The sequence below is a fragment of the Metasolibacillus sp. FSL K6-0083 genome (assembly GCF_038630865.1).
Taxonomy (GTDB): domain Bacteria; phylum Bacillota; class Bacilli; order Bacillales_A; family Planococcaceae; genus Metasolibacillus; species Metasolibacillus fluoroglycofenilyticus.
This window is the reverse complement of the sequence record NZ_CP152046.1, coordinates 3,696,714-3,719,873: the sequence shown is the minus strand read 5'-3', so window position 1 is coordinate 3,719,873 and position 23,160 is coordinate 3,696,714. Positions and strand designations below refer to the sequence as shown.

General features: G+C 39.3%; 22 protein-coding genes and 1 riboswitch. Of the genes, 4 read left to right on the top strand and 18 right to left on the bottom strand.

The window, feature by feature from the left end:
* Positions 1–48 precede the first annotated feature (48 nt).
* A complete protein-coding gene (locus tag MHB51_RS17355; RefSeq protein WP_342558695.1) occupies positions 49–1,275 on the bottom strand; it encodes a helix-turn-helix domain-containing protein in 1,227 nt (408 codons plus the stop codon).
* A gap of 37 nt (positions 1,276–1,312) precedes the next feature.
* On the opposite strand from MHB51_RS17355, the gene MHB51_RS17350 reads away from it, so the two are divergent.
* Positions 1,313–2,422 carry a dipeptide epimerase gene (locus MHB51_RS17350; RefSeq protein WP_107943145.1) on the top strand — a complete coding sequence of 370 codons (1,110 nt, stop codon included), beginning with the start codon at positions 1,313–1,315 and terminating at the stop codon, positions 2,420–2,422.
* A 430-nt stretch (positions 2,423–2,852) separates the two neighbouring features.
* Positions 2,853–3,641: a hypothetical protein gene (locus MHB51_RS17345; RefSeq protein WP_342558694.1), complete on the top strand. Its 789-nt coding sequence runs from the start codon at positions 2,853–2,855 to the stop codon at positions 3,639–3,641.
* A 308-nt stretch (positions 3,642–3,949) separates the two neighbouring features.
* Here the strand turns inward: MHB51_RS17345 and MHB51_RS17340 are convergent, their stop codons facing one another.
* From MHB51_RS17340 to sufC, 6 genes are all read right to left on the bottom strand, one after another.
* The gene (locus MHB51_RS17340; protein ID WP_066166592.1) at positions 3,950–4,384 is read right to left on the bottom strand and encodes a VOC family protein; all 435 of its coding nucleotides are present in this window, start codon (positions 4,382–4,384) and stop codon (positions 3,950–3,952) included.
* A 157-nt stretch (positions 4,385–4,541) separates the two neighbouring features.
* Entirely contained in the window at positions 4,542–5,939 is a 1,398-nt protein-coding gene (gene sufB, locus MHB51_RS17335) for a Fe-S cluster assembly protein SufB (RefSeq protein ID WP_066166595.1), read from the bottom strand.
* Between the two features lie 23 nt (positions 5,940–5,962).
* On the bottom strand, positions 5,963–6,403 hold the full coding sequence (sufU, locus tag MHB51_RS17330) for a Fe-S cluster assembly sulfur transfer protein SufU (RefSeq protein WP_066166598.1): 441 nt from the start codon (positions 6,401–6,403) through the stop codon (positions 5,963–5,965).
* Entirely contained in the window at positions 6,393–7,622 is a 1,230-nt protein-coding gene (locus tag MHB51_RS17325) for a cysteine desulfurase (protein ID WP_066166601.1), read from the bottom strand. The genes sufU and MHB51_RS17325 overlap by 11 nt, the downstream gene beginning before the upstream one ends.
* On the bottom strand, positions 7,622–8,929 hold the full coding sequence (sufD, locus tag MHB51_RS17320; RefSeq protein WP_342472077.1) for a Fe-S cluster assembly protein SufD: 1,308 nt from the start codon (positions 8,927–8,929) through the stop codon (positions 7,622–7,624). Before sufD ends, MHB51_RS17325 begins: the two co-directional genes overlap by 1 nt.
* A 19-nt stretch (positions 8,930–8,948) precedes the next feature.
* Positions 8,949–9,728, bottom strand: coding sequence for a Fe-S cluster assembly ATPase SufC (gene sufC, locus MHB51_RS17315; protein WP_107943146.1), 780 nt, complete (start codon positions 9,726–9,728; stop codon positions 8,949–8,951).
* Between the two features lie 296 nt (positions 9,729–10,024).
* On the opposite strand from sufC, the gene MHB51_RS17310 reads away from it, so the two are divergent.
* A complete protein-coding gene (locus MHB51_RS17310; protein WP_066166609.1) occupies positions 10,025–10,927 on the top strand; it encodes a LysR family transcriptional regulator in 903 nt (300 codons plus the stop codon).
* 248 nt (positions 10,928–11,175) lie between these two features.
* Here the strand turns inward: MHB51_RS17310 and MHB51_RS17305 are convergent, their stop codons facing one another.
* The 7 genes from MHB51_RS17305 to MHB51_RS17275 all read right to left on the bottom strand — a co-directional run bounded on the left by MHB51_RS17305 (position 11,176) and on the right by MHB51_RS17275 (position 15,982).
* Positions 11,176–12,051: a MetQ/NlpA family ABC transporter substrate-binding protein gene (locus MHB51_RS17305; protein ID WP_342472076.1), complete on the bottom strand. Its 876-nt coding sequence runs from the start codon at positions 12,049–12,051 to the stop codon at positions 11,176–11,178.
* Between the two features lie 58 nt (positions 12,052–12,109).
* Complete coding sequence (locus MHB51_RS17300; protein ID WP_342558693.1) at positions 12,110–12,778, bottom strand: methionine ABC transporter permease; 669 nt, start codon at positions 12,776–12,778, stop codon at positions 12,110–12,112.
* Positions 12,771–13,796, bottom strand: coding sequence for a methionine ABC transporter ATP-binding protein (locus MHB51_RS17295; protein ID WP_342472075.1), 1,026 nt, complete (start codon positions 13,794–13,796; stop codon positions 12,771–12,773). The genes MHB51_RS17300 and MHB51_RS17295 overlap by 8 nt, the downstream gene beginning before the upstream one ends.
* A gap of 507 nt (positions 13,797–14,303) precedes the next feature.
* Positions 14,304–14,409: riboswitch (SAM riboswitch) on the bottom strand.
* Positions 14,410–14,468: 59 nt separating this feature from the next.
* Positions 14,469–14,774: a thioredoxin family protein gene (locus MHB51_RS17290; RefSeq protein WP_107943151.1), complete on the bottom strand. Its 306-nt coding sequence runs from the start codon at positions 14,772–14,774 to the stop codon at positions 14,469–14,471.
* A gap of 10 nt (positions 14,775–14,784) precedes the next feature.
* Positions 14,785–15,102, bottom strand: a complete 318-nt coding sequence (locus MHB51_RS17285) for a toprim domain-containing protein (protein ID WP_066166625.1) — start codon at positions 15,100–15,102, stop codon at positions 14,785–14,787.
* A gap of 65 nt (positions 15,103–15,167) precedes the next feature.
* A complete protein-coding gene (gene gcvH / locus MHB51_RS17280; protein ID WP_342472074.1) occupies positions 15,168–15,548 on the bottom strand; it encodes a glycine cleavage system protein GcvH in 381 nt (126 codons plus the stop codon).
* A gap of 77 nt (positions 15,549–15,625) precedes the next feature.
* Entirely contained in the window at positions 15,626–15,982 is a 357-nt protein-coding gene (locus tag MHB51_RS17275) for an arsenate reductase family protein (RefSeq protein WP_342558692.1), read from the bottom strand.
* A gap of 125 nt (positions 15,983–16,107) precedes the next feature.
* Here MHB51_RS17275 and MHB51_RS17270 point away from each other — a divergent pair, with 125 nt between their 5' ends.
* Positions 16,108–16,557: a GyrI-like domain-containing protein gene (locus tag MHB51_RS17270; RefSeq protein WP_066166634.1), complete on the top strand. Its 450-nt coding sequence runs from the start codon at positions 16,108–16,110 to the stop codon at positions 16,555–16,557.
* 40 nt (positions 16,558–16,597) lie between these two features.
* Here the strand turns inward: MHB51_RS17270 and MHB51_RS17265 are convergent, their stop codons facing one another.
* From MHB51_RS17265 to MHB51_RS17250, 4 genes are all read right to left on the bottom strand, one after another.
* Complete coding sequence (locus MHB51_RS17265; RefSeq protein ID WP_082799025.1) at positions 16,598–17,491, bottom strand: phosphotransferase; 894 nt, start codon at positions 17,489–17,491, stop codon at positions 16,598–16,600.
* Positions 17,492–17,558: 67 nt separating this feature from the next.
* The gene (locus tag MHB51_RS17260; protein ID WP_066166640.1) at positions 17,559–19,331 is read right to left on the bottom strand and encodes an acyl-CoA dehydrogenase family protein; all 1,773 of its coding nucleotides are present in this window, start codon (positions 19,329–19,331) and stop codon (positions 17,559–17,561) included.
* A 96-nt stretch (positions 19,332–19,427) separates the two neighbouring features.
* Entirely contained in the window at positions 19,428–20,600 is a 1,173-nt protein-coding gene (locus MHB51_RS17255; protein WP_066167427.1) for an acetyl-CoA C-acetyltransferase, read from the bottom strand.
* Between the two features lie 32 nt (positions 20,601–20,632).
* Complete coding sequence (locus tag MHB51_RS17250; protein WP_342558691.1) at positions 20,633–23,017, bottom strand: 3-hydroxyacyl-CoA dehydrogenase/enoyl-CoA hydratase family protein; 2,385 nt, start codon at positions 23,015–23,017, stop codon at positions 20,633–20,635.
* Between the last annotated feature and the right edge of the window lie 143 nt (positions 23,018–23,160).

The following is a 23,160-nucleotide window of genomic DNA, read 5'->3' as shown; positions in this document are numbered from 1 at the left end:
TTGCTGTCATATGCAAGAAATTTTCCGACAACAAAGTAGTGCATCACGTTATTTCACTAATGTTGGAAGCTGTAAGCGGTAAAGTGCTGAGGGACGACCTTTTTGGTGCGCAGATTGCTCCCCGATAATCGTTACATAGCTGGCATCATGTAATTTTTTCAACATGCGCTCAGCCGTTCTTCTTGTTACTTGTAAAAATTTCGCTAACTGTGCCGCTGTAAAGGGCTCACTAGTTTGCAATGCCGCATATGCAAAAATACGCGATATATTTTGTGGGCTTAAGCGGACTTCTTGTGCCAATGCTGCAAGCTGTGGATGCTTTACAGAAAATGCAGTTTGTTTTTCTATAATCGGGTAAGGTCCATGTAATGTTTGTTTAGCATCCATAAAATAAAACTGCTTTGATTGTGTAAAGGAGCTTGCTACAAGTGCATTATTATAAGCAGCTTCCATTGAATGCCCACTGCCGAAAGCAATTCGCACATTAGCATTTAAAGCGCCATGCCATTTTTCGAACAAAGGGTGCGCAATAACCGATTTGATTTTACCAACTGTCGAATAGACAACGGTGCCATGCTCCTTCTTCGTTAATGTCGCATCTAGTAACTGAGCAAAAGTAGCTAGCTCCTCAGGCAAACAATACTGCTCTTGAATGAGTCCAACCACAACCTGAGCAGCTTCAGCCTTCGCTAATAATGCCTGTTCTTTTGCCTTGGCTAGCGTATGAAGTATGTCATTGTCCGTATCAACAATGTGGATAGCTGGATAACCTTCCTCACATAATTGGTCATATACTGCATGAATGCTCGTAATCGCAAAATCTACTTGGCCACTAGCTAGTGCTTTGCGATGAAAGGCGACTACAGGCTGTGATGGCTGGGCATTTTGCAAACATAATGTATGAACAGTAGGTGGAGTATGCAGGTCGTTACATAAGTTTCGCCACTCTTCCTCATCGCGATAATCAAGAGAAATACGTGTTAAATTGTAGCCTAATTGAACAGCCTTTAATAAAGTAATTGCTAAAGCTTGTACATCTTGACGTAAATAAACAACAGGTATTTGTAGCTGCTCTACTTGCTGCTTGGCAAAAGCATAGGGCAGCGAACCTGAAAACATTAATACATCACAATGCTCAAGCATTTTTACTAGCTCAGGTGCTTCAGCTGGCTCTTTATATGCATAACATTTCAGTTGATAAGAAGAATCCGATTCAGCGAGTACTTGTGCTTGCTTGCAAAAGCTTGCTGAACCAATTAAAGCAATTGTCATCATAAAAAAGAAAACCTCCAAATCAGAAAGGATGTACAATATGAAAATAAAAAAAATTGAACTATTTGCTATTGAGCTCCCATTAAAAGAACCATTTATTATTAGCTATGCTACCTATTATACGATGCCTTCCTTAATCGTCAAAGTGACTTTAGATAATGGTGTTATCGGCTATGGCGAAGGCGTTGCAGATGAGCACGTAACAGGTGAAAGCATGTACGGCGCATTTGAAATTATCGAGAAAATTTTAGCCCCTCGCTTAATTGGTCTAAATCCGCTGAATATGGAAGCCATTCATGATGTCATGGATGCTGCAATATTGGCAGCTCCTACAGCGAAGGCTGCACTTGATATTGCGTGCTATGATGCCGCTGCAAAATCATTGAACATTCCTGTCTATGATTTACTAGGTGGACGCTTCCATGAGGCATTTCCAATTACCCACGTTTTAAGCATTCAAGACCCTTCAGTAATGGCACAAGAAGCAATGGGTAAAATAGAAGAAGGCTATCGTTCATTCAAACTAAAAGTTGGTGAAAAAATGGTAGAGGACGTTAAGCGTATTCAAGCAGTAAGAGAAGCAGTCGGCCCTGAAATCGCCATTCGCGTTGATGTTAACCAAGGGTGGAAAAATAGCGCAACCGCATTACAAGCACTTGCACTCCTTGAAAACTGTCATCTCGACTGGATTGAACAGCCCATTGTAGCACATGATATTGACGGCATGGTCGAAATTAAACAGAAGACTGCTACACCTGTAATGATTGATGAGGGACTTGTTGGCATGACAGAAATGCGCACAATTATCCAAAAGCAGGCCGCTCATAAAGTGAATATTAAGCTGATGAAATGTGGCGGTATTTATAAGGCAAATAAGCTCGCTATTATGGCTGAAATGGCCAATATTGAATGTCAAGTAGGCTCCATGGTCGAATCATCAATTGGCTCAGCAGCAGGCTATCACGTGGCCTTCTCTAAAAAATCAATGACTAGCGTTGAATTAACAGGTCCACTAAAATATAGCGAGGATGTAGGCAATCTGCAATTCGATATTCCATTTATTCGTTTAAGTGACAAACCGGGTCTAGGTATTGATGTGGATGAAATTAAGCTTGCGAAGCTAACAGTAAAACAAAGTGTTATAAGCTAAGTTAGTCGTCCGAAAAGCCAATATGAGCCCCATGCGATAGTGACAATTTATTATGACTATTGCGTGAGCGCACAAGTTTAGCAGCAAATTAATAAAGAAACATGTGATTGCCATACAAAATTACCTTAGCGGACAGTCCTCTTACGTACTAAAAAAATCGATTGAATTGCACCCCGATTGTTAGACATAACTAGAATCGAAGGTGCAATTTTTTATGGCTAAATTCGATAAACAAGAAAAAACAGTTTCTTAAGTAAATTATAGGATTTGTTATTATTGCCTAGGCAAGTAGATAAATATCTCTATTATAATACATTTATTGTATATTTAAACCTTATTTTGGCACTCTTGTAACGAATCCTATAATGGATTACTATTACTTTGGATAGTTAAATTTTCTGAACATTTAATACAAGGAGGATATTTTATAGTGAAAAAATTGCTAGGACTGCTTTTTTTAATGTTGCTATTAGCCGCGTGTGGCAATAATACACCAGAAGAAAGCTCGACAGATCATAGCGAAACAGAAAATAAAGAAGCTGCTGCTTCTGAAAATGAGAGCGAAGAAGTGGAAGCGGACGAAGAAGCCGTTGCTAGCTTAAGCTCCCTAGCCTCTTGTGAAGGTATTTTATTTGAGGTAGGGAAAACGATTGAAGGCAAGCAGCTAGCTGCATGTATGGCAGATGCGATGATAGCAGCAGGCACTGGCTCGCATAAAGCGATTTCATCAACGGGCACTACAATGGTCGATTTTCAATGGAATCCTGATTTTTCAATGCATGTCAAAAGCCAAGACATGTCTGTTATTGTTGATGGCGACACAGGTTGGATGAATATGCCCGACGTAGGCTGGGTAGAGGAAACAGACGAACCGAGGACAGGTGAGCAAGTCATTGCATCAAATGTTATAAAACTAACTCGTGTTTTAGGACACCCACTTATCATCGCTGAAAACTTTGCACAAGCACCTACATGGCATGTTGTCGAACAGGCCTCTGTACCCGATGCCGATGCTTTCGTTGATACAGCATGGCATTTAGTCCCAGAAGAACCGATTAATCTTCTTGGCACTACACTCACAGATGTACAGCTTTGGGTAACGAATAATTATTTAGGTGCCTATTACATTGCAACAGCAACAATTGGTGAAGTGTCTGAGACAACGAGCAATACCTTTACCCAATGGGGAGGACCTGTCCATATTCCAAGCCCTGAATAATAGGAGCTTAGCATTATGAAAAAAGTTTGCTTATTTTTTAGTATGTACTTTATTCATTTCAGCTTGTAGCAATCATAAGGTCAAAAATCAAACTGCCGCCTAAATGGCAAGTACAATTACCTCTAGTAAAAAACAAATCTTGACAGTTCAAACTACTTAATTTAAAAATACTTCAAGCTAGCCAAAAACGTCTGAAAAGCGTGTTAAAGCACGGTCTTTCAGACGTTTATTAGTCATTAATTAATTTCCGCTTTTAAAAATACTAAAACAAGATATTTGGAAGCATTTTCTGAAACGAATATTTCGAACTAATTCGCTTCATTATCCTCTAAAATTTGTACACGCTCCTCAAAGCTAACTACCCTATGCATTTCATGCAGCATCCAAAGATAGCCGAATTCATCACTGAATACAGCATTTGATACGCCAAAATCAGGCAGTTCAGTAACTGCTTGTACTTCCTTACAGCCTGCTTTCATTGCTTTTTCATATGTGTCTGCAATATTTGGCACTAAAATATTAAACCAAATTGGCTTTGGGTCATTAGGCTTCGGTGCAATCATTTGATATTCAGGATTTTCATCTAATAAATGAAACCTGACATCATATAATTTAAAAACTGCTTCATTTTTGCCAACAGGGAAATCTGTTACTTCCACACGCTCTATATCAAAAATTTTCTCATATAATGCTAATGCCTTCAAACTATCCGTTACAACCATATCGATTTCTACACCAACCATTTTAGACACTCCTTTAATTTTAATGAAATCCTATTATTAGAGTACCACAATGACCGTTAATTATTACATCATTCGCATTCGAGTTATTGCGATATGCATAAAAAAGACGTCCGAAAAGCAGTGCTTTGCATGCTTTTTGGACGCCCTGAGTAATCTATTAACCGATAGAACCTTCCATCTCATAGTTGATTAGGCGGTTCATTTCTACTGCGTATTCCATTGGTAATTCTTTTGTGAATGGCTCGATGAAGCCCATTACAATCATTTCTGTTGCTTCAAGCTCAGAAATACCACGGCTCATTAGGTAGAATAATTGTTCTTCGGATACTTTTGAAACTTTTGCTTCGTGCTCTAGTGACACGTTGTCGTTTAAAATTTCGTTGTATGGAATTGTATCTGAAGTTGACTCGTTATCCATAATTAATGTATCACATTCGATGTTTGCACGTGCGCCAGTCGCTTTAGGACCGAAGCGTACGATACCGCGGTAAGAAACTTTACCACCGTGGTGCGCAATCGATTTTGACACGATTGTTGAAGATGTATTTGGTGCAAGGTGAATCATTTTTGCGCCTGCATCTTGGTGCTGACCTTTACCTGCTAATGCAATTGATAATGTCATACCACGCGCACCTTCACCGCGTAAAATACATGATGGATATTTCATCGTTAATTTCGAGCCAATGTTGCCATCAATCCATTCCATCGTACCATTAGCGTCAACTACTGTACGCTTCGTTACAAGATTATAGACGTTGTTTGCCCAGTTTTGAATCGTCGTGTAACGGCAGTATGCATCTTTTTTAACGATAATTTCTACTACTGCTGAGTGTAGCGAGTTTGTTGTGTAAACAGGAGCTGTACAGCCTTCTACATAGTGTACATGTGCACCTTCGTCTACGATAATCAAAGTACGCTCGAATTGACCCATGTTTTCAGAGTTAATACGGAAGTACGCTTGTAATGGTGTTTCAACTTTAACACCTGGTGGCACGTAAATGAATGAACCACCTGACCAAACTGCTGAGTTTAAAGCAGAGAATTTATTGTCTGCATAAGGAATAACTGTGCCCCAGTATTGCTTGAAAATATCTTCATTTTCTTTTAATGCTGAGTCTGTATCTTTGAAAATAATGCCTAGGTCTTCTAAATCCTTTTTCATGTTGTGGTAAACTACTTCAGATTCGTACTGAGCAGATACACCAGCAAGGTATTTTTGCTCCGCTTCAGGAATACCTAATTTATCAAATGTTGCTTTAATTTCTTCTGGTACTTCATCCCATGAGCGCTGTGTTGCTTCAGATGGCTTTACGTAATAAGTAATTTCATCGAAGTTTAACGCTGAAAGGTCGCCACCCCATTGAGGCATTGGCATTTTATAAAATTGCTCAAGAGCTTTCAAGCGGTAATCAAGCATCCACTTTGGCTCTTCTTTCATATTTGAGATTTCACGAACGATTTCCTCTGTTAAACCACGCTCAGAACGGAAAACTGATACGTCCTTGTCGTGGAAGCCATATTTGTAATCGCCAATATCAGGCATCTTTTTAGCCATTTTTTCTCCTCCGTTCAGTCTAATTATTGTGCTTCGCTTTTCACGCCTTTTTCCATTGCCTTCCAAGCTAATGTCGCACATTTAATGCGGGCTGGGAATTGTGATACGCCTTGTAACGCTTCTACATCACCTAAATCGTATTTATCTAGGTCGTATTCCTCGCCAAGCATCATTTTCGAGAAAATATCTGCTAGCTCTAACGCTTCTTCAAGTTTTTTCCCTTTGATGATTTGTGTCATCATCGATGCAGAAGACATTGAAATCGAGCAGCCTTCGCCGTCAAATTTCGCATCTTCTACAATACCGTCAGTCAATTTTAATGTTAAATGAATACGGTCACCACATGTAGGGTTGTTCATATCAATTGTGACGTTATTTTCTTCCAAAATTCCCTTGTTACGAGGGTTTTTATAATGTTCCATAATAACAGAACGATATAGTTGGTCTAAATTATTAAAAGACATCGTTGAAATACTCCTTCGCTCTGCGCAGTCCTGCAACTAAACGGTCAATATCTGCTTCATCATTGTATAGATAGAAGCTTGCGCGCGCTGTTGCAGTAACTTGAAGCCATTTCATTAACGGTTGAGCACAATGGTGGCCAGCTCTTACTGCGATTCCATTCATATCTAATACTGTCGCAACATCATGTGGATGTACATCATCTAAATTAAATGTAACAAGTCCGCAACGTTGCATTGGGTCGCGAGGGCCAAAAATTTGTAAGCCTTCGATTTTCTCTAGCTCATCCATTGCATAGGCTGCTAATTTATGCTCATGTGCAGTGATATTGTCTAAGCCAATCTCATTTAAAAAGTCAATTGCTGCACCTAAACCAATTGCGCCTGCAATGATTGGTGTACCACCTTCAAATTTCCACGGTAGCTCTTTCCATGTTGAATCATAAAGACCTACGAAATCAATCATTTCGCCGCCAAATTCAATCGGCTCCATCTTGTCTAAAAGCGCCTCTTTCCCATATAGTACACCAATACCTGTTGGTGCACACATTTTATGCCCGGAAAACGTTAAAAAATCACAATCTAATTCTTGCACATCCACATTCACATGCGGTGCCGCCTGCGCTGCGTCAACGACCATAATCGCTCCATTTTCATGTGCAATTTTAGCAATGTCCTTAATTGGATTAATCGTTCCTAAAACATTCGATACATACATCATCGCAACAATTTTCGTTTTATTTGTAATTGTTGCACGTACTGCGTCTAAAGAAATAGTGCCATCCTCTTGTAAATCAATATATTTCAAAACAGCGCCTTTTTCTTTTGCAAGCTGCTGCCAAGGAATAATATTGGAATGATGCTCCATATACGTAATGACAATTTCATCACCTTCTTGAAGCGTTTGACGACCATAGCCTGCTGCAACTGTGTTTAAAGCTGTTGTCGTACCACGAGTAAAAATAACTTCCTTTGTAGAACGAGCATTAATAAATTGGCGTACTTTTTCACGTGCTCCTTCGTATGAATCTGTTGCACGGTTACCTAAAGTATGTACACCACGGTGAACATTGGAATTATCTAACTCATAATATTTTTTTACTGCTTCAATTACTTGAATAGGCTTTTGCGACGTTGCTGCACTATCGAGATAAACGAGCGGATGCCCGTTTATTTCTTGATTGAGTACAGGGAAATAATTTTTAATGTCTTTTATATTCATTATCGAACTTTCCTTTCGATAACCTCCGTCAGCTGCTTTTTAACGCCTTCAATTGGCAAGTTTGTAACAACTGGCGCAAGGAATCCGTGAATTACAAGACGCTCTGCCTCTGCTTTCGAAATGCCACGACTCATTAAGTAATAAAGCTGAATCGGGTCAACACGCCCAACAGATGCCGCGTGTCCTGCTGTTACATCGTCTTCATCAATTAAAAGAATTGGGTTGGCATCGCCACGTGCTTTGTCAGAAAGCATTAACACGCGAGATTCTTGCTCTGCATTTGCTTTTGTTGCACCATGTTCAATTTTACCGATACCATTGAAAATAGATTGTGCACCGTCTTTCATTACACCGTGCTTTAAAATTTGTCCATCAGAGTTTTTACCCCAATGACGTACTTCTGTTGTAAAGTTTTGCTTTTGTGTACCGCGACCTACAACGACTGTTTTCGTATCAGCAACCGAACCGTCACCAATTAGATGTGAAATATTTTCAGAAATTGTATCTGAATCATTCATTAAACCTAGTGCCCACTCGATTTTGCCATCACGTGCAACGTTAGCACGGCGATTTACATATGTTGTAAAGCCTTTTGCGAGAACATCTACAGCACCGAACACTACTTGCGCATTGTCTTTTACAACAACCTCAGCAATGATATTTGCTTGCCCTTTTGATTCCTCAATTGTTGATACATATGTTTCAACATACGTCACGCTTGAAGATTCTTCAGCTACAACTAATACGTGGTTGAATAATGAAGCCTCTGCATCATCGTTAACGAAAACAACTTGTAATGGCTCTTCTACGATAACGTTGCGTGGCACGTAAACAAATACCCCACCGTTCACAAGTGCTGCATGATAAGCCGCTAATTTATGCTCATCTACTTTAACAGCTGTTGTCATGAAATATTTTTGTACTAAGTCGCTATGCTCGCGAACTGCTGTTTGAATATCTGTGAAAATAACACCTTTTGCTTGAAGCTCTTCTGATACTTTAATGAATGCTGGTGTGTTATTACGTTGAATATAAAGATTTTGCTGACCCTCTACATCGATTAAAGCCGCTACCTCTGCGGATAAGCTATCTAATGATGTGTACGGTGCGCTTTCTACTGTATGTTTAGGAAATTCAGTGAAATTCCATTTTGTAATATTTGTTTTATCAGGCGTTGGTAATGCTAGTTCAGCCGCTTGTGCAAGTGCTGCCACACGGAAATCAGCAAACCAAGCTGGCTCATTATTGCTTTGTGAGAACGAGCGTACTTCTTCTGCTGATAACGCCAATTTTGTGTCAACCGTCATCTTGTTCGTCCTCCTCTACTTATAGATCTGCTTCTACAGTTTCTTCTTCAATACCTAATTCTTGCTTAATCCAGTCGTAACCTTCTGCTTCTAAGCGCTGAGCAAGCTCTGCACCACCAGATTTTACAACTTTTCCTTGCATCATTACGTGCACATGGTCTGGTGTGATGTAGTTTAATAAACGTTGATAGTGCGTAATCATTAAGCAGCCGAAGCCTTCACCGCGCATCTCGTTGATTCCTTTTGATACAACTTTCAATGCGTCGATATCAAGACCTGAGTCGATTTCATCAAGAATAGCGATTGCTGGCTTAATCATCATTAATTGTAAAATTTCATTACGCTTTTTCTCACCACCAGAGAAGCCTTCGTTTAAATAACGTTGACCCATTTCCTCTGGCATTTCTAAAAATTCCATTGTTTTATCTAATTCACGGATAAATTTCATTAACGAAATTTCATCGCCCTCTTCACGACGCGCATTAATTGCTGAGCGTAAGAAGTCCGCGTTTGTCACACCAGCGATTTCCGATGGATACTGCATAGCAAGGAATAAACCAGCTTTCGCACGCTCGTCTACTTCCATTTCCAATACATCTTCCCCATCTAATAACACTTGACCTTGTGTTACTTCATATTTAGGATGCCCCATAATTGCAGATGCTAACGTTGACTTACCTGTACCGTTAGGCCCCATAATTGCGTGCACTTCGTTTGTGTTGATTGTTAGGTTTACACCTTTTAAAATCTCTTTTCCGTCGATTTCAACGTGAAGATCTTTAATTTCTAAAGTTGCCATTAAATTACCTCCATAATGTTCATTGCATGGGTATCCCATTGCATAATTATTGTCATGTACAATCTTAACTGAAAAGGAGTATCGTTGCAAATAGTTTAGAATAATTTTAATTAAATGATGTAAGAAAGTTTATTAAGAGCTTCTATACTATGCATAATTTCCTAAGAATAACTTGAAATGCTTATCAATTAGGAGATTTTCAATAAGAATGATTTAATTGAGAATGGATTTCAATTAAAAATTCAGAATTGTTTGAGTGCCTGGCACCCTGTATAATAAAAATAGAGGTGATTATATTGGAGCTACGTCAATTACGCTATTTTGTTGCAGTTGCGGAACGTGAACATATTTCAGAAGCGGCAGAACATTTACATGTTGCACAATCCGCTGTCAGCAGGCAAATAGCTAACTTGGAAGAAGAGCTAGGCACGCCGCTCTTCGAACGCATCGGTCGCAATGTCAAGCTCACACCTGTCGGGAAAATTTTCCTCGAACATAGCATTACGGCATTGGAGGCAATTGATTTCGCTACAAAACAAGTAGAGGAATATTTAGACCCGAAAAAAGGAGTCATTAAAGTTGGTTTCCCAACGAGCTTAGCGAGCTATGTATTACCGACTGTTATTTCAGCCTTTAAGCGCGAATATCCTGATGTGGCCTTTCAATTGCGCCAAGGCTCATATAAGTATTTAATTGAGGCTGTGAAAAATCGAGAGCTGAATTTGGCGCTGTTAGGCCCTATTCCACCAAAGGATGAATCGCTAAATGTGAATGTACTATTTAGTGAAAATATGTATGCCTTGCTTCCTCTATCACATCCATTAACTAAAAACGAAACAATCAATTTAATCGATTTGCGAAATGATGATTTTGTGATGTTTCCTGAAGGCTATATTTTACATAAGGTCGTAATGGATGCTTGTCGCTCTTTAGGTTTTGCACCAAATATTACCTCTGAGGGAGAGGATATGGATGCTTTAAAAGGCCTTGTAGCAGCTGGCATTGGTGTTACGCTATTGCCTGAAAGCTCGCTCTATGATTCCACACCACGCCTCACAGTAAAAATCCCTATTGCGATGCCTGTTATCCGCCGGACAGTAGGCATCATTTATCCAACAACGCGAGATTTAGCCCCTTCCGAGCAAATTTTCTTGTCGTTTGTTAGCGACTTTTTCTCTCGTTTAACACAGTTTCAGTAATTTACTACGACGTGCTTTATTCGAAAAGCTTAAGTTTGCGGTTAATCAGTGCAAAAAATAGTTCAGCAGCGCACTACTCTCCGACTGAATTAAAGGGCATTGCCTGCCCAAAGAGTAATCCTCTTCACGGTTCGTTCATATATGTAAAACAAAGCCCGTACCATTTTACACAACATAAAGTGGTACGAGCTTTTTAGCTATAAGGGAGAACTTTCAAAATAGTTGTAAGCGATTTAGAAAGTTATCTATTATTTTTTAACTGGTACGACAGCGCCATCCCATTCTTTTAAAATAAAGTCTTGAATTTCTTTCGATAATAATACTTCCACTAATTTTTGAATCGCCTCATTGTTTTCATCACCGCTACGTGTCGCAATGATATTCACATATGGCGAATCCGAGCTTTCGATAGCAATTGAATCATTAATCGGGCTAATCCCTGCATCGATTGCGAAGTTTGAGTTGATAACAACAACATCACCTTCACCATTGTTGTAATACGTTACTAACATTTCTGGTGCAGAGTTTGCATCGATATTTAAGTTTTTCGGATTATCAACAATATCCTCTAATCTAGCCTCTGATTTTACTACGCCTTCTTTTAGCGTAATTAAGCCTAAGCTTTCAAATAATGTTAAAATACGACCTTGCTCTGTAACAGAGTTGGAAATAATAACTGTTGCCCCATCAGGTAGCTCATCAAGTGATTTATATTTTTGTGAATAAACACCGATTGGCTCGATATGAATACCACCTGCATTGGCAAAATCATAGCCCTTTTCTTTCATTTCATTCTCGAAATACGGAATCGTTTGGAAATAGTTTGCATCTAATTCACCAGAATCTAAATCTTGGTTTGGCATTACATATTCTTGATATGGGCGAACTTCAATTTCTACCCCTTGCTCAGCTAAAATCGGCTTTGCTTGCTCTAAAATAATATCGTGTAAGCCGTATGATGCACCGATAACTAATTTTGTCGGCTCGGCTGTTTCTGTAGTACCATTATCGCTTTCTGTGTTACTGCCTGTATTTGCTTCTTCATTACTGTCATCCTTTGCGCCACAAGCTGCTAGCACTAGCACAAGTGTTGATAATAATAAGACTGATAACCATTTTTTCATTCTTTTTCTTCCTCTCTTTTTTAACTTTCTATATGTCAACAAGTTACCTTGTAAAGACCTAACGCTTATCCACTTTTTTCGTCATCATATCGCCAATCCACTGAAAAACAAAAACGATAATGACAATTAATATTGTTGCCATTTGCGTCACATCACTGCGACTGCGCTGAAAGCCATCGATATAAGCTAATTGCCCTAAACCTCCTGCACCTATAATGCCCGCCATCGCTGTATAACCAACAAGCGCAACAGCTGTCACTGTAATACCCGAAATCAACGCGGGTAATGCTTCAGGAATAAGCACTTTAAAAATAATCGTCGATGTTTTTGCCCCCATCGAACGAGCTGCCTCGATTACCCCTTTATCAATTTCTCGTAGCGCAATAAGCACCATACGCGCATAAAATGGCGCTGCACCGACAATTAAAGCAGGCAGTGCTGCATTCGTTCCGCGAATCGTTCCAACGAGAAATAAAGTAAATGGAACTAATAAAATAATCAAAACGATAAACGGAATCGAACGGAAAATATTGACGATGGAGCCTGTTATAAAATGAACGATTTTATTCGCCCAAAGCTGATACGGACTCGTTAAAAATAGTAAAATACCAATCGCTAGCCCTAATATAAATGTAATTACTGCAGAAACAGCAGTCATATAAATTGTTTCATACGCTGCCTGCCACATTTTATCCCAATTGACGTTCGGAAATAATTGTTCAACCACGCTCAATCACCTCCGCTTGAATATTGTTTGTTGCTAGCAATTGCAGAGCACCTTCTATATTTTCCTGTGCCCCATCAATATGCACAATTAACGTACCGTAAGGACCATTTGCTGTATGCGATATAGCTCCGTGTACGATGTTTATCTCTACGTCGAATTGCTTTATTAACTGCGACATAATCGGCTCCTTTGTCGCTTGTCCAACAAATGTAATACGCACAATTTTCCCAGTTGGATAGTTTGCGATAATTTGCTCGATGGATTCCTTCGTTTCGCTCGAATCGGACACTTGTGATACGAAGTTTTTCGTAATCGTGGCCTGTGGGCTTTGAAACACCTCTAATACCTTGCCCTGCTCTACTACTTGTCCCGCTTCCATTACCGCAACGCGATGACAAATTTTGCGAATAACATGCATTTCATGTGTAATTAAGACGATTGTCAATCCAAGCTTTTTATTAATATCGAGGAGCAACTCTAAAATTGACTCTGTTGTTTCTGGATCAAGTGCTGAAGTTGCCTCATCACAAAGCAATACTTCAGGATTATTAGCTAATGCTCGTGCAATACCGACACGTTGCTTTTGCCCACCTGATAATTGTGAAGGATAGGCCTTTTCCCTTCCTTCCAAACCGACAAGCTTGATTAACTCTTGCACACGTATAGCTCGCTCACTTTTACGAATACCTGCAATTTCTAAAGGAAATGCAATATTCTCCTCCACTGTACGTGACCAAAGTAAATTAAAGTGTTGGAAAATCATACTAATTTTTTGGCGCGCTTGGCGAAGCTTAGTGCCAGAAATTTTCGCTATATCCTCGCCACTAACAATAACCTCACCTGCTGTCGGCTTTTCCAAACCATTTAACAGGCGAATAAGGGTACTTTTACCAGCGCCACTATAGCCGATAATACCGAATATTTCACCTTGCTGTATCGTTAAATTAACATCACGCACAGCAGTCAATTCGCCATTTTTCGTTTTATAAATCTTCGTTATATTAGTTAATTGAATCATCGTCATACTCCTTTAAGGGTGGGGCGTCTGAAAAGCGTGCAATACGCCGCTTTTTAGACGATTCAGTTGTATTTTAATCAATTACGCCTTGGCATAATTGCGTCCAGATTTTTTCAAGCTCGCTTGAAAACTCCCCTTTAAAATCTGTGACATCCGCCGGAGGCGATGTTCTTAGACTGAGTTCCTATGATTCAGCAAGTGTTTGGATACCCGCTGAAATAGGTCTAATGCTTGCATCCATCTCGACACCTATAGAGGTGGAAGACTACTGCTGAAAGACATTAAAATTAATTACCATGTATAAAAAATAAGTAACTGATTTTGAAATTAATTAAGTGAAAAGCAAATTTTTCACTACATCCAAGATGAATTAAGCCTTTCAGACAACCCCGTTTTCATTCGTGTTTTGTTACCGTTTAGAAAGATAAGAAATTAAGAAAAAGCAAAAAGCCCTTCTACTTTGAACAAGCAGAAAGGCTTACATAACAAAACATATGTTGAACCGTTCTCTCATCTTTCAAAGTGTTATACTTTGCGTGACTTGGCACCTTTTCACATATGTGATGGTTGCCGGGCTTCATAGGGCACTTCCCTCCGCCGCTCTTTATAAGAGTACTTTATTTAATTTGTAGTTTTAGTATGAATGTACTTTATCATGATATAAAAAGGGAGTCAACTACTTTTTAATATTTCATATAAATTTAGTACGGATTGAAAGGCATAAATTTTTTCAAAAACACCTTCACCTCTTGAAATAACTAGGCAAGGGACACTTTCGACTTGCAATTCAACCGCTAGCTTTTCAGAATAATTTAGATTCATTTTTCCAATAGGCATAGTAGGTAATAGCTGTTCTACTACATTCATCATTTTAGATGCTACAGCGCAAGTTCCACAAATTGGTGTATATAAATATAGTGTAACTATATCGTTTTTCGTCAACTGTTGTTGCCATTGCTCAATTGTCCATTCTTCCATTCTCATTGTCCTACTTTGTTCGTATATTTACTTTTTTCAGGAGCGCAGCTAATACCGTTGCTGGTGTTTTTGCTACCTCTTTATACTGTGCAGGTATTTCAAGTTGCACCGCCTCTGAGTAAATGCGCCTCATTAGCTTGCGCATTTTTTGCCCCGATAAATCTGCATCAAAAAGCGTATAAAGACTAAGATACTCATATGGTGCTAAAAGTTCAAGTAAACTGTCTTCACTCATCGTTCCGTTTGTACATAAAATAATCGCCTCTTCAGCAAGTACTTGCTCGAGCTTTAATTTATCCGAACGCCCTTCCACAACCATACAAATCATCGAAACTTCTCCTTCCAATATGATAAAACACCAAAATCCAGCATGGACTTTGGTGTTTTTATGTTTTATTCTGCAGTCATTCCATCGTATTGCTCAGCAGTCATTAACTCATCTAATTCAGATGGGTTTGCTAGCTCAACAACTACCATCCATGCTTGTTCGTATGGAGATTCGTTTACGAATTCTGGGTTATCACCTAGCTCTTCGTTTACTTCTACCACTTTCCCCGATACTGGCGCATATAGCTCTGATACAGTTTTAACTGACTCAACGCTACCAAATGGCTCATTAATTTGTAGTTCGTCGCCTACTTCTGGTAGTTCAACGAATACGATATCACCTAGTTCATTTTGTGCAAAATGCGTAATACCGATACGAACCTTACCATCTTCAAGTTTTACCCATTCGTGCTCTTTAGAATAACGTAATTCTGTTGGTGTGCTCATGAAAACCCCTCCAAATATGTAATACATTCAATTTCAGTTTGCCATATTTCTTGCTTAAAAACAAGTTACTATTCACGTTATTTCCACGATTCTAAGAAGTCAGACTCCTTGAAACCTAATGTCACTTTTTTGCCATCTGTTACAAGCGGTCGTTTAATCAGCATTCCATCAGATGCAAGCAATTCTAGCTGCTCTTCCTCCGTCATATCCTGTAGCTTATCCTTTAAACCAAGCTCCTTATACTTCATCCCAGACGTATTGAAAAATTTTTTTAATGGTAGCCTACTCGTCTCATAAATTGCTTGTAACTGCTCTTTTGTTGGCGTCTCCTCCACAATATGTATCGATTCATATGTTATATTATGATCGTCCAGCCATTTTTGTGCTTTTTTACATGTTGAGCATTTTGGATATTGAAAAATTGAAATTGTCATTTATCAGTCGCTCCTTTTCATTGCTTATTAAGCAATAATATCATAAATCATAGAAAATTCTTTTAAAAAGCGCTTGAAAAACATTTTATATCATATTACCTTACCTATGAAAGGTGGCTGAAAATATGAAAATAACCATTGAAGTATTACTTGAATCACGAATTGCCTATTTCCGAAATGTTGGCGAATATGGTGGAGAACAAAATCAAGCATTAATGGCATCTTGTAAAGAATGGGCAAAATTGAATAATGTTTTTGAGCATTCTACAATTTTAGGTATACCACAGGATAATCCAGCAGTTACTCCTAAAGAGGCATGTCGTTATGATGTTTGCGTTATTGTAAACGAAGACTTCCATGTGGCAGAACCCGCTCAGGTTGGGCAATTTTCAGGTGGGAAATACGCCGTTTTCTTACTTGACCATACTAAAGAAGCCGTTAGTGAATTTTGGGGCAATATTTTTTCTGAGATAGAAAAGAATAACTTGTTAATAAGAGAAACGCCAATTATTGAGAGGTATACTGCACAAATGATCGAGAACCATTTATGTGAAATACTAGTTCCTATTCAGTAACAAGAGAGTTAAATAAATGTTGTTAGGACAGACCTATTTGTTACTGGTCTTTCCTAACACACTCACAATTGCATAAAGCTTGCAACAATTTATCAAGCTGCTGTGCCTTATGATAAAAATAATCAATAGCTTGCTTCATTGCTTGTGCATCCTTTTGCACTAACATTAAAATTCCTTTCAAATACCACAGGCCAATAGTTCGGCTAAACATAGGAAAATCTATTTCTCTCTCATAAAGCGTAAAAAATTCCTCTATATAATTCTGTAATATTTCATCCTCTGGTAAATAAGACGTGAAAAGTGCGACTAAATCAAAATATTTTGTGCCTTGACGAGCTTCGCTAAAATCTATAAATAGTGCCTGCCCGTTTAATTGACATAAAACATTCCAGCGCCCTAAATCTCCATGAATCCAAACATCCTTCTGTTCATCTAATTGTATGAAACTGTCTATATTCGTGTTGAATGCTTGAAATATATGTGGATAATATTGCTTTAAAAGCTGCTTATTTTGATTCCATAATCTCGCTAATAAAAAGCGATTTTCATTGATATAATCTGTCTGAAAATGCTGCATACTTTTTTGTAAACCTTGATAAGCTGTTAGTAGTTTAGATAATGATATCGGTTGTTGATGATTTTCTATATATAGCTGTACTTGATAGATGCTTTCTTCAATTTGGATAAAGGGCTTATTTGATGCGGTACGTAAAATTTCTGCTACAATTGCGGGTTCTGTCCTTCTAATATGTGTAAGTAAATCATATTCAAACTGTGCCTTTGAAGTTGATTTTATCGTTTTCACAATATATTTGTGCTGGGTTTCTGTCGTAATTAAATATGTTGTCGCAGATTGCCCCTTTGTTATTTTTTCGCTATGGATAATGGAATCAATCCCGTATTCCTCCATTAACTGGGCTAAAAAATCCATCATTATCGCCTCCTTTAGATTGAAAAAGCACCTGATTCATTTATAAAATCAGGTGCTTTTATAGTAAATATTAAACGATATACTTCTCTGCTTCAATTAACTTGTCAGCAGCTTCACGTTTTTTCGTAATTAAGTTATATGGATTGTTACGTGTTAATTTACGTAGTGCTGATAAAGTCATGCGGCCTGCGTCGCCTTCAACTGAAGCAAGTAGCGTGTCTTTTGCTTCTTTTTCAATTTCAGCAAATGCTTCTTGGCAGAAGATTTGCGTGTATAGCAGCTTTTGTGCAGCTTTTTCTGCACCGTCGCGCTCGATTGCTTTTTGTGTACGAATAACAGCCGATTCCATTGCATAAAGCTGGTTCGCAATGTTGGCAATGTTCACTAAAACTTCTTGCTCTGCTTCTAATTTTACACCGAAGCGTTGAGCTGCTGCGCCCGCTGCTAATACTGCGATTTTCTTCGCGTTTTTCACTAAGTATAACTCTTGCGCTAATGGCTCATCGCCTACTTCTTCAGGCATCATCATTAACAGCTCAGATTGTAGGTTTTGCGCTACTTGTAATAGCGGTAATTCACCTTTTAATGCTTTTTTCATAAATGTACCTGGTACAATCATGCGATTAATTTCATTTGTTCCTTCGAAAATACGGTTAATACGAGAGTCACGGTAAATGCGCTCCACTTCATATTCAGCCATAAAGCCATAGCCACCATGTAATTGAACCGCCTCATCCGCTACATAGTCTAATGTTTCAGAACCGAATACTTTAGCAATCGAGCACTCAATTGCGTACTCTGCCACAGCGCCAGCAATCGCTTTTCCATCCTTTTGCTCTTCAGCTGACAATTGGCTTAAGCGATCCTCGAAATAGCCTACTGTACGGTAGTTTAATGATTCAGATGCGTAAATATGAGAAGCCATTGTTGCAAGCTTTTCCTTTGTTAAGTTAAAGCTTGAAATTGGCGTATTAAATTGCTTACGTTGATTTGCATATTGCACAGCTAGCTCAAATGCACGCTTTGAGCCACCAACTGTACCTACACCTAATTTATAGCGACCGATATTTAAAATGTTGAAGGCGATAATATGACCACGTCCAACTTCACCTAATAAATTTTCTACTGGAACTTCTGCATCTTCTAAAATTAATGTACGTGTTGAAGAAGATTTAATCCCCATTTTCTTCTCCTCTGGGCCTACAGAAACGCCTGGATATGAGCGTTCTACGATGAATGCAGAGAATTTATCGCCATCAATTTTAGCATACACTACAAATACATCTGCAAAACCAGCGTTTGTAATCCATTGCTTTTCACCATTTAATACATAGTGTGTACCAGCAGCATTTAATTTTGCTGTTGTTTTTGCACCCAATGCATCAGAACCTGAGCCTGGCTCTGTTAATGCATAAGCCGCAATTAATTCACCTGAAGCAAGCTTTGGTAAGTATTTTGATTTTTGCTCATGGTTACCGAATAATACGATTGGTAATGAACCGATACCAACATGTGCACCATGTGTAATCGAGAAGCCACCTGCTACAGACATTTTTTCTGCGATTAATGCAGAAGAGATTTTATCCAATTCTAATCCTTCGTATTCTTCTGGTACGTCAGCTGCTAAAAGCCCTAGCTCCCCAGCTGTTTTAAGTAAACGAACAGAATGCTCGAACTCATGGTTTTCTAAATGTTCTACAACTGGTAGTACTTCGTTCGCTACATACTCCTCAGTTGTTTTCGCAATCATTTTTTGCTCATCAGTGAAATCCTCTGGTGTAATTACACGATTAATATCTACTTCTTCTACTAAAAAGCTTCCGCCTTTAATAATATTTGTCATAACAAATTCCCCCTTGAAATATATATGAAAATTCATTCAGTAAAAAATTATAAAGTAGCTAGATGACTACTCCACTTCATCATCTAGCCTTATGGTTTAAAGTACTTCAAACACGCCAGCAGCGCCCATACCGCCACCGATACACATTGTCACAACGCCGTATTTGCCGCCGCGACGCTTTAATTCATGGATTAATTTCAAAGTTAAAATCGTTCCAGTTGCACCAAGTGGGTGACCTAATGCAATTGCTCCACCATTGACATTCACTTTGCTTTCATCAATGCCTAAATGACGCACTACTTGTAGTGATTGTGATGCGAACGCTTCATTGATTTCCCATAAATCAATTTGCTCCTGCGTTAATCCTGCAATTTCTAACGCTTTTGGCACTGCAACAATCGGACCAATCCCCATTACTTCTGGAGCTACTCCACCAACTGCAAAGCCTAAAAATTTAGCAAGCGGCTTTAAGCCCTGTGCTTCCGCTTCCTCGCGTTCCATTACAAGAACAGCTGCTGCGCCATCTGAAGTTTGCGAAGAATTCCCTGCTGTAACAGAGCCTTGAATGTTAAATGCAGGGCGTAATTTGGCTAAACCTTCAACTGAAGTGCCTGGACGCACACCCTCATCCGTATCGAAAATAAACTTCTTTTCCTGTAGCTTATTATTGGCATCTACATAATGCTGTACAACTTCGACAGGTACGATTTCATCCTTGAATTTGCCTTCTTTAATCGCCTTTTCTGCCAATTCGTGAGAGCGTACTGCAAATTTATCTTGGTCTTCGCGACTTACTTCATAACGCTTGGCTACTTCTTCCGCTGTATGACCCATACTCATATAATATTGCGGCGCTTCCTCAGCAAGCTTTGGATTTAAACGAATCGTATTTCCTGTCATCGGAATCATACTCATCGACTCAACACCGCCGGCTAGTATCGCCTTTGAGTGCCCAAGCATAATGCGCTCGGCAGCGTATGCAATCGTTTGTAAGCCTGATGAGCAGAAACGATTAACAGTTAATGCTGGCGTTGTATCTGGCAAGCCAGCTAATGCGCCAATATTGCGCGCTACATTCATCCCCTGCTCCGCCTCTGGCATCGCACAGCCCATAATTAAATCATCAATTGGCCCTGTATAACCTGCACGATTCAATGTTTCCTTTACTACAAGTGCACCGAAATCATCTGGACGAACTGTTGCAAGTGACCCCTTTTTCGCTTTTCCAATTGGTGTACGAGCACCTGCTACAATGACGGCTTCACGCATCATTATTCTCCCCCTTTTACTACAAGCTTTTATTAGTTACGTAATGGCTTCCCTTTTACAAGCATGTGCTGCATACGCATTTGCGATTTTGGATCAGCAACTAAATGTAAAAATGCCTCTTTTTCTAAATTTAATAAATATTCCTCAGTTACCTCTGTTCCATATGGCACTAAACCACCCGCAATAACATAAGCTAGCTTTTTAGCAATTTTCAAATCATGCTCGCTAATATAACCTGACTGGAACATGCCTTGCGCTCCGAGAAGTAACGTAGCATAGCCGGGTGCACCAACAACCTTTACTTTCTGTTTTAACGGTGCTGTATAGCCTGCTTCATAAAGTGCTAATGCCGCCTGTTTTGCATCGTATAATTGATGATCTACGTTGACAGAAATGCCATCTGCGAAGTTTAAGAAATTGTTTTCACGCGCTTCTTCACCAGAAGTCGATACTTTTGCCATTGCAATTGTTTCAAACACCTTCGTAGCGATTGCTTGATAGTCAATTTCTACACCATTCGGCAGCCCTTTTAATAGCTTTTGGTAGAGTCCGATATTACCGCCGCCACCTGGAATTAAGCCGACGCCCACTTCCACAAGCCCCATATATGTTTCAGCCGATGCTTGGATATGCGCTGCTGGTAAGCACACCTCCGCACCACCACCTAACGCCATTTGGAAAGGCGCTGCAACGACAGGCTTTTGACAATATTTAATGCGACGCATTGCATTTTGGAATGCACGCACCACGTAATCTAGCTCGAAAATATTATCATCCTGTGCTTCCATTAAAATCATGCCTAAGTTTGCGCCAACACAGAAGTTTTTACCTTGGTTGCCAATGACTAAGCCCTTATAATTCGCTTCCACTTCATCAATGGCAAAGTTAAGCATTTGAATAATATCTAAGCCAATCGCATTGGATTGTGAGTGGAATTCCAATAAGGCAATCCCATCGCCTAAATCAATTAAGCTCGCACCTGTATTTGATTTAATGACACCGTGCTTTTTCTTATAGCGCTTTAAATCAATTACTTTCGGATTTACCGGTACTTTTTCATATGCTGTACCGTTATAAAAGGCTAAATCGCCATCGATTTCTGAGTAGAATTTGTCAAAGCCCTTTTCTAATAAACCTTTTACAAATGCTGGTACTTCTCGACCTTCTGCTTCCATTTTCGCAACGGAATCTTTTACGCCGATTGCATCCCAAATTTCAAATGGTCCTTGTGTCCAACCGAAGCCCCATTTCATCGCATTGTCGATTGCGACGATATCATCTGCAATTTCGCCATGGAGCTGTGCGGAATAAATTAATGTTGGTGCAAAGACATTCCATAATAGCTCACCAACACGGTCATTGGCATAAACAAGCGTCTTCACCTTATTTGCTAAGCCCTTCACTTGCTTTGCCATTTCCATCGATGGTGTTTTCAATTTTTTCACTGGCTCGTATTCGAATGTTTGTAGGTTTAATTCAAGAATTTCCTTTCCTTGCTTTAAGAAGAAGCCTTGCCCTGATTTTGCACCGAGCCAGCCATTGGCAATCATTTTTTCCATCACTGGTGATTCTGTAAACACTTGCTGTTCTTCACCTGTCGTATTGTCGTAAACATTTTTTGCTACATGTGCAAACGTGTCTAAGCCTACAACATCTAGCGTGCGGAATGTCGCGGATTTCGGACGACCGATTAAAGGTCCTGTTACGGAATCCACCTCACCAATTGAAAAGCCGCGCTCCTGCATTTCACGCATCGTCACAAGTAGACCATATGTACCGATGCGATTAGCGATAAAGTTCGGCGTATCCTTCGCTATTACGACGCCTTTCCCAAGCACATCCTCACCAAAGTCACGCATAAACGCCACAACCTCTGGCGCAGTTGTTTCTGCTGGAATCACTTCTAATAGCTTTAAGTAGCGCGGTGGATTGAAGAAATGCGTTCCAAGGAAATGCTTTTTAAAATCCTCTGAGCGCCCCTCTGCCATCGCATTAATGCTAATGCCAGATGTATTTGATGTAATAATTGTGCCTGGCTGTCTAACTGCATCAATTTTTTCATATAAGCTCTTTTTTATATCTAAATTTTCAACGACTACTTCAATAATCCAGTCCACATCTTTTAATTTTTCTAAATCATCCTCGAAGTTCCCCGCTGTAATTAAAGCTAGATTTTGCTTTGATGAAAGCGGTGCTGGCTTTTGCTTCAATAATTTTTGCATTGCGCCTTGTGCAAAGCGATTGCGTACTGCTGGATGCTCAAGCGTTAACCCCTTCGCCTGCTCCTCTGCTGTTAATTCCTTCGGTGCAATATCCAACAATAATGTCGGAATACCGATATTCGCTAAATGCGCTGCAATACCTGAACCCATAACCCCTGAGCCTAAAACGGCTGCTTTTTTTATGCTGTAAGCCACGAGCAATTCCCCCTTGTGCAATCTTTTGAATGAACAGTCATTCATTTTGTAGTGAAAAAAAATAGCTCACTACGATATTATTTTTTAAAACATATTTTCTGTCTTTAGTGTAGTTTATTTCTTTTATTAAAGCAATATTTTTT